Raw genomic sequence first — 6,308 nt, forward strand, 5'->3', positions numbered from 1 at the left:
ACGACCCCGGCCACAGCCCACGACAGAGGGGCGGTTCCCCTTGGAACCGCCCCTCTTCCCCACCTGCGCGGGAGCTATGCCTTGCGCGCCAGCATCTCCTCGACCCGTGCCCGTACGGACGCGTCGTCCAGGCCCCGGACCGTCACCGTCGTACGGCGGCGCAGCACGTCGTCGACCGTCTCGGCCCACTCGTTGTCACGGGCGTACGCGACCTGCGCCCAGATCTCCGGCCCGTCCGGGTGGATCCGCTCCGCGAGCGCCGGGTCCTCGTTGGCGATCCGCGCGATGTCGAAGGCCAGCGAGCCGTAGTGCGAGGCCAGGTGACGGGCGGTCAGCGGGTCCATCCGCGTACCCGGCTCCCGGTCCACGAGCAGCCGGTGCGCGACCGCGTTCGGGTTGGCGACACCGGGCAGCGGGACCCGGCGTACGAGCGACTTCACCGGCTCCATGTCCTCGGTCAGCGGGCTGCCGGGGAGCTTGGCCAGCTTGTCCATCACCACGCGGCCGATGTGGCGGTACGTCGTCCACTTGCCGCCGGCCACCGACAGCATGCCGCCGGCGCCCTCGGAGACCACCGTCTCGCGCTTGGCCTTCTCCACCCCGCCGGGACCGCCCGGCAGCACCCGCAGGCCGGCGAAGGCGTACGTCATCAGCGAGCGGTCGAGGTCCGCGTCGTTCACGGAGAACGCCGCCTCGTCCAGGATCTGCTGGATGTCGGACTCGGTGGCACACACGTCCGCCGGATCGCCCTCGTAGACCTCGTCGGTCGTACCGAGGAGCAGCTGGTCCTCCCACGGGAGGGCGAAGGTGATGCGGTACTTGTCGATCGGGGTGGCCATGGCGGCCTTCCACGGCGACTTGCGCTTCATGACGATGTGCGCGCCCTTGGACAGGCGGATCGACGGCATGGAGTGCTTGTCCTCCATGCGCCGCAGGTGGTCCACCCACGGGCCGGTGGCGTTGAGCACCACGCGCGCGTCGACCCCGAACTCGGTGCCGTCGAGACGGTCCTTGAGCTCGGCGCCGGTGACCCGGCCGCGCGTCATGCGCAGGCCGGTGACCTCGGTGTGGTTGAGGACGACCGCACCCGACTCGACGGCCGCGCGGACCGTCATGACCGCGACGCGGGAGTCGTTCATCTGGTGGTCGTAGTAGACCGCGACGGCCTTCAGGTTGTCCGTCTTGAGGCCCGGGTTGCCGGCGACGGCGCGGGCCGGCGAGATGATCTTGCCGATGCCGTCACCGAAGGCGGAGAGCGCCGAGTACGCGAACACGCCCGCGCCCAGCTTCGCCGCGCCCACCGGACCGCCCTTGTACACGGGCAGGTAGAAGGTCAGCGGGTTGACCAGGTGCGGGGCCACGTCCTTGGCCAGCACCCGGCGCTCGTGGTGGTTCTCCGCGACCAGCTTGACCGCGCCGGTCTGCAGGTAGCGCAAACCGCCGTGGACCAGCTTGGAGGAGGCCGAGGAGGTGGCGCCGGCGAAGTCGCCGGCGTCCACCATGGCGACCCGCAGACCCGACTGCGCGGCGTGCCAGGCCACCGAGGTGCCCAGGATTCCACCGCCGATGACGAGCAGGTCGTACGTGGCCTTCGCCAGCTGCTCACGGGTCTCGGCGCGGCTCGCGTTCGAACCGGCTGTCGGGTGCGTGCCCAGGGTGGGAACGCTCTGCGGGTTGCTCATGTTTCTTCAGCTCCTCGTCGATTCGTCAGCCGGTGCGGTCAGCTGACGTCTTCGTCGTCGACCCAGCCCATGGACCGCTCCACGGCCTTGAGCCAGCTCTTGTACTCGCGGTCCCGCTGCTCGGCGGGCATCCGCGGGGTCCACTCCGCCGCGCGGCGCCAGTTGGCGCGCAGGGCGTCGGTGTCGGGCCAGAAGCCGACGGCCAGGCCGGCGGCGTAGGCGGCGCCGAGGCAGGTGGTCTCGGCGACCATCGGGCGCACCACGGGGGCGTCCAGGAAGTCCGAGAGCGTCTGCATCAGCAGGTTGTTGGAGGTCATGCCGCCGTCGACCTTGAGGGCCGCGAGCTCGACGCCCGAGTCCTTGGTCATGGCGTCGGTGATCTCGCGGGTCTGCCAGGCGGTGGCCTCCAGCACGGCGCGGGCGATGTGCGCCTTGGTGACGTACCGGGTGAGGCCGGCGATCACACCGCGGGCGTCGGAGCGCCAGTACGGGGCGAACAGGCCGGAGAAGGCCGGCACGAAGTAGGCGCCGCCGTTGTCCTCGACCGAGGAGGCCAGGGTCTCGATCTCGGCCGCGGACTTGATCAGGCCCATCTGGTCGCGCATCCACTGGACGAGCGAGCCGGTGACGGCGATGGAGCCCTCCAGCGCGTAGACCGGCTTCTGGTCGCCGATCTGGTAGCCGACCGTGGTCAGCAGGCCGCTGTAGGAGTTGATGATCTTGTCGCCGGTGTTCATCAGCATGAACGTGCCGGTGCCGTACGTGGACTTCGCCTCGCCCTCGGCGAAACAGGTCTGGCCGAAGAGGGCGGCCTGCTGGTCACCGAGCGCGGAGGCGACCGGGACACCGGCGAGGACGCCCTCCTTGACGTGGCCGTAGACCTCGGCGGAGGAACGGATCTCGGGGAGCACGTTGAGCGGGACGCCCATCGACTCGGCGATCTTCTCGTCCCAGGCCAGGGTGTGCAGGTTCATCAGCATGGTGCGCGAGGCGTTGGTGACGTCGGTGACGTGCACACCGCCCTGGGTGCCGCCGGTCAGGTTCCAGATGACCCACGAGTCCATGGTGCCGAAGAGGATGTCGCCGGCCTCGGCGCGCTCCCGCAGGCCCTCGACGTTGTCGAGCAGCCAGCGGACCTTCGGACCGGCGAAGTAGCTCGCCAGCGGCAGGCCCGTCTCGCGGCGGAAGCGGTCCTGGCCGACGTTGCGGCCGAGCTCCTTGCACAGGGCGTCGGTGCGGGTGTCCTGCCAGACCAGCGCGTTGTGCACCGGCTCGCCGGTGTGCCGGTCCCACAGGAGGGTGGTCTCGCGCTGGTTGGTGATGCCGACGGCCTTGACGTCGGCAACGGTGAAGCCCGGAATGTCCTGGGCCGCCTTCGCGATGGCCGAGGCGACGACCTCCTGGACGTTGGTCCAGATCTCGGTGGCGTCGTGCTCGACCCAGCCCGGCTTCGGGAAGATCTGCTCGTGCTCCTTCTGGTCGACGGCGACGATGCGGCCGTCACGGTCGAAGACGATGCAGCGGGAGGAGGTGGTGCCCTGGTCGATCGCGGCGATGAAAGGACCGGTGCTGGTGGTCATGGTGGCTGCTCCTGGGAAGTCCGGTGGGCGAACGGCTTAGACGAACGCGAGGTTGTAGATACCCGCGGCGAGGGCTCCGCCGATCAGCGGGCCGACGACGGGGATCCAGGCGTATCCCCAGTCGGAGCCGCCCTTGTTCGGCAGCGGCAGGAGTGCGTGGACGATGCGCGGACCCAGGTCGCGCGCCGGGTTGATGGCGTAGCCGGTCGGGCCGCCGAGCGAGAGGCCGATGCTGACGACGGTCAGGGCGACGATGAGACCGCCGAGGGTGCCGAGGCCCTTGCCGTCGTCGTTGAGGCCGAAGGCGAGTACCGCGAGCACGAGCACCAGGGTGCCGATGATCTCGGTGGCGAGGTTCTGCCACACGTTGCGGATCTCGGGGCCGGTGGAGAAGACACCGAGTACCGGGCCGGCGGCCGGCTCCGTCTTCTGGTCGACCAGGCCCGCGTGCTCGGACTTGGTGGCGACGATCTCCGGGTCCGTGAGGTGGGCCCGGAACTGGCCGTAGTACGCCACCCAGGCCAGCGTGGCACCGATCATGGCGCCGAGCAGCTGGCCGGCGAAGTAGACCGGAACGTTGCTCCAGTCGCCGTCCTTGATCGCGATACCGACCGTGACGGCGGGGTTGAGGTGGGCGCCGGACAGGGTGCCGGTCATGTAGACGGCGGTCATGACCGCGAAACCCCACCCGAAGGCGATCGTCAGCCAGCCCGCGTTCTGCGCCTTCGAGCGCTTGAGCACGACGGCGGCGACCACGCCGGCGCCGAGCAGGATGAGTACGGCGGTACCGATGATCTCGCCGATGAAGATGTCGGAGGTGGACACCCGCGACTCCTTTGTCTTACGTCCAGGGGTAGGCGGACACCGGGTCCCTCCGGTAGTCCACGCACTCGGTGAGTGCTGCACCGGTCCTTGGCCTCGCCATACCCTAACGCGTATTGCCGGTAGGTGTTCGACAATGCCGACCGATGAACGGCAGTTTTCCGCCTAGATGAAGAACGCGTCAAGGGTTGGCCAGGTCAAAGAGTCGGATCGTTACCACGCAGGAGGATCGCCCAAATCAGGCCACTGGGCGATCAGAAAATGACAAAATCCACCCATGCGGCCCAGAAAGCGATGCTTCGCTGGGCCAGGGTGGATCAGGTCAAGCTCAGAACCGGCCCGCTCCGAGATCGCGTGAAACCGACCTCGCGCAGTCGCGCACCGAGGCCACCAGCGTGGCGAGGGGCTCACCGGACTCCCCGCACACCCGCTCCACGGCGCCCGCCAGGGCCACCGCGCCGACCGGCATCCTGCGCCGGTTGTGGATGGGCGCCGCCACCGACGCGATGCCCTCCCAGGTCTCCTCGATGTCCGCGGCCCAGCCGCGGGCCCGGGTCAGGGCCAGGATCTCCTCGAAGCCGGCGCCGTCGGTCACCGTCCGGGGCGTGAACGCCTCGCGCTCCACCTCCACGGCCTGGGTGTGCGCCACCGGGTCATAGGCCGACAGCACCTTGCCCAGGGCCGTCGAGTGCAGGGGCTGCATGGCCCCCACCTCCAGCACCTGACGGCTGTCGTCGGGCCGGAAGACGTGGTGCATGATCAGCACCCCGCTCTTGTGCAGCACCCCCACGTACACGCTCTCGCCGCTCGCCCGGGCCAGGTCGTCCGTCCAGACCAGGGCGCGGGCGCGCAGCTCGTGCACGTCCAGATAGCTGTTGCCCAGCCTCAGCAGCTCCGCGCCCAGCTGGTAGCGGCCGGACGCCGGATCCTGCTCCACGAAGCCCTCGGCCTGCAGGGTGCGCAGGATCCCGTGCGCCGTCCCCTTGGCCAGGCCGAGGGAAGAGGCCACGTCCGAGAGTCCCAGTCGGCGCTCCCCGCCCGCCAGGAGTCGCAGCATCGCAGCGGCTCGCTCGAGCGACTGGATGTTCCGTGCCATCGCGCAGCCTCCTGCTGACGTAGTTCGACAATGCTGAACACTATCGGTCGATGCCGACCTCGTGCATGCTTGGGCGCATCTCCGGACCCGTGTCGACCCGGCGCACCCCCGCAGCGCCCCCGCGCACAGAATGCAGTCCGCCACGTGGGACGCCCCCACCGGGTCCGGTGCCACGCGGTTACCCTGACCGCGTGCACCCTTGACACAGAGGGGGTGCAAAGCCGACAGCCGTCGCATCCCAGGGAGCAGAACCATGGCCTCGTTGCCGAACCCGCCCGCTGACACCCAGACCCGGGCCGATGCCCTCCGAGAGGCGCTCGCCACCCGCGTGGTCGTCGCCGACGGAGCCATGGGGACGATGCTCCAGGCGCAGGACCCCACCCTTGAGGACTTCGAACAGCTCGAGGGCTGCAACGAGGTCCTGAACGTGACCCGCCCCGACATTGTGCGCACAGTGCACGAGGCGTACTTCTCGGTGGGCGTGGACTGCGTCGAGACCAACACCTTCGGCGCGAACTACGCGGCGCTGGCCGAGTACGACATCGCCGACCGCAATTTCGAGCTGTCCGAGTCCGGGGCGCGGATCGCGCGTGAGGTCGCGGACGAGTTCACCGCCTCCACCGGCCAGCAGCGCTGGGTGCTGGGCTCCATGGGTCCGGGCACCAAACTGCCGACGCTGGGCCACATCACCTACGCGCAGATCCGCGACGCCTACCAGATCAACGCCGAGGGCCTGCTCTCCGGCGGCGCCGACGCGCTGCTCGTCGAGACCACCCAGGACCTCCTCCAGACCAAGTCCTCCATCATCGGCGCGCGGCGGGCCATGGAGGCGCTGGGCGTCTCCGTTCCGCTGATCTGCTCCGTCACCGTCGAGACCACCGGCACGATGCTGCTCGGGTCGGAGATCGGTGCGGCGTTGACGGCGTTGGAGCCGTTGGGCATCGACATGATCGGTCTGAATTGTGCGACGGGTCCGGCGGAGATGAGCGAGCACCTGCGTTATCTCGCGCGCAATGCCCGTGTTCCGATCTCCTGCATGCCGAATGCGGGTCTGCCGGTGCTGACGAGGGACGGTGCGCACTATCCGTTGTCGGCTGCCGAGCTGGCGGACGCGCAGGAGACGTTCGT

General features: G+C 69.5%; 5 protein-coding genes. 1 reads left to right on the plus strand and 4 read right to left on the minus strand.

Annotated elements, in window-relative coordinates:
* Window positions 1-74: 74 nt before the first annotated feature.
* The 4 genes from ACWDYJ_RS23330 to ACWDYJ_RS23345 form a co-directional block, all read right to left on the minus strand.
* Complete coding sequence (locus ACWDYJ_RS23330; protein ID WP_451567527.1) at window positions 75-1,682, minus strand: FAD-dependent oxidoreductase; 1,608 nt, start codon at window positions 1,680-1,682, stop codon at window positions 75-77.
* A 38-nt stretch (window positions 1,683-1,720) separates the two neighbouring features.
* Window positions 1,721-3,262, minus strand: coding sequence for a glycerol kinase GlpK (gene glpK / locus ACWDYJ_RS23335; protein WP_451567528.1), 1,542 nt, complete (start codon window positions 3,260-3,262; stop codon window positions 1,721-1,723).
* 36 nt (window positions 3,263-3,298) lie between these two features.
* The gene (locus ACWDYJ_RS23340; protein WP_451567529.1) at window positions 3,299-4,087 is read right to left on the minus strand and encodes an MIP/aquaporin family protein; all 789 of its coding nucleotides are present in this window, start codon (window positions 4,085-4,087) and stop codon (window positions 3,299-3,301) included.
* Window positions 4,088-4,412: 325 nt separating this feature from the next.
* A complete protein-coding gene (locus ACWDYJ_RS23345) occupies window positions 4,413-5,180 on the minus strand; it encodes an IclR family transcriptional regulator (RefSeq protein ID WP_451567530.1) in 768 nt (255 codons plus the stop codon).
* A gap of 253 nt (window positions 5,181-5,433) precedes the next feature.
* Here ACWDYJ_RS23345 and ACWDYJ_RS23350 point away from each other — a divergent pair.
* Window positions 5,434-6,308: homocysteine S-methyltransferase family protein (locus ACWDYJ_RS23350; protein ID WP_451567531.1), on the plus strand; the 875-nt coding region annotated here is incomplete at its 3' end.

The organism is Streptomyces sp. NPDC003042, from assembly GCF_053591315.1.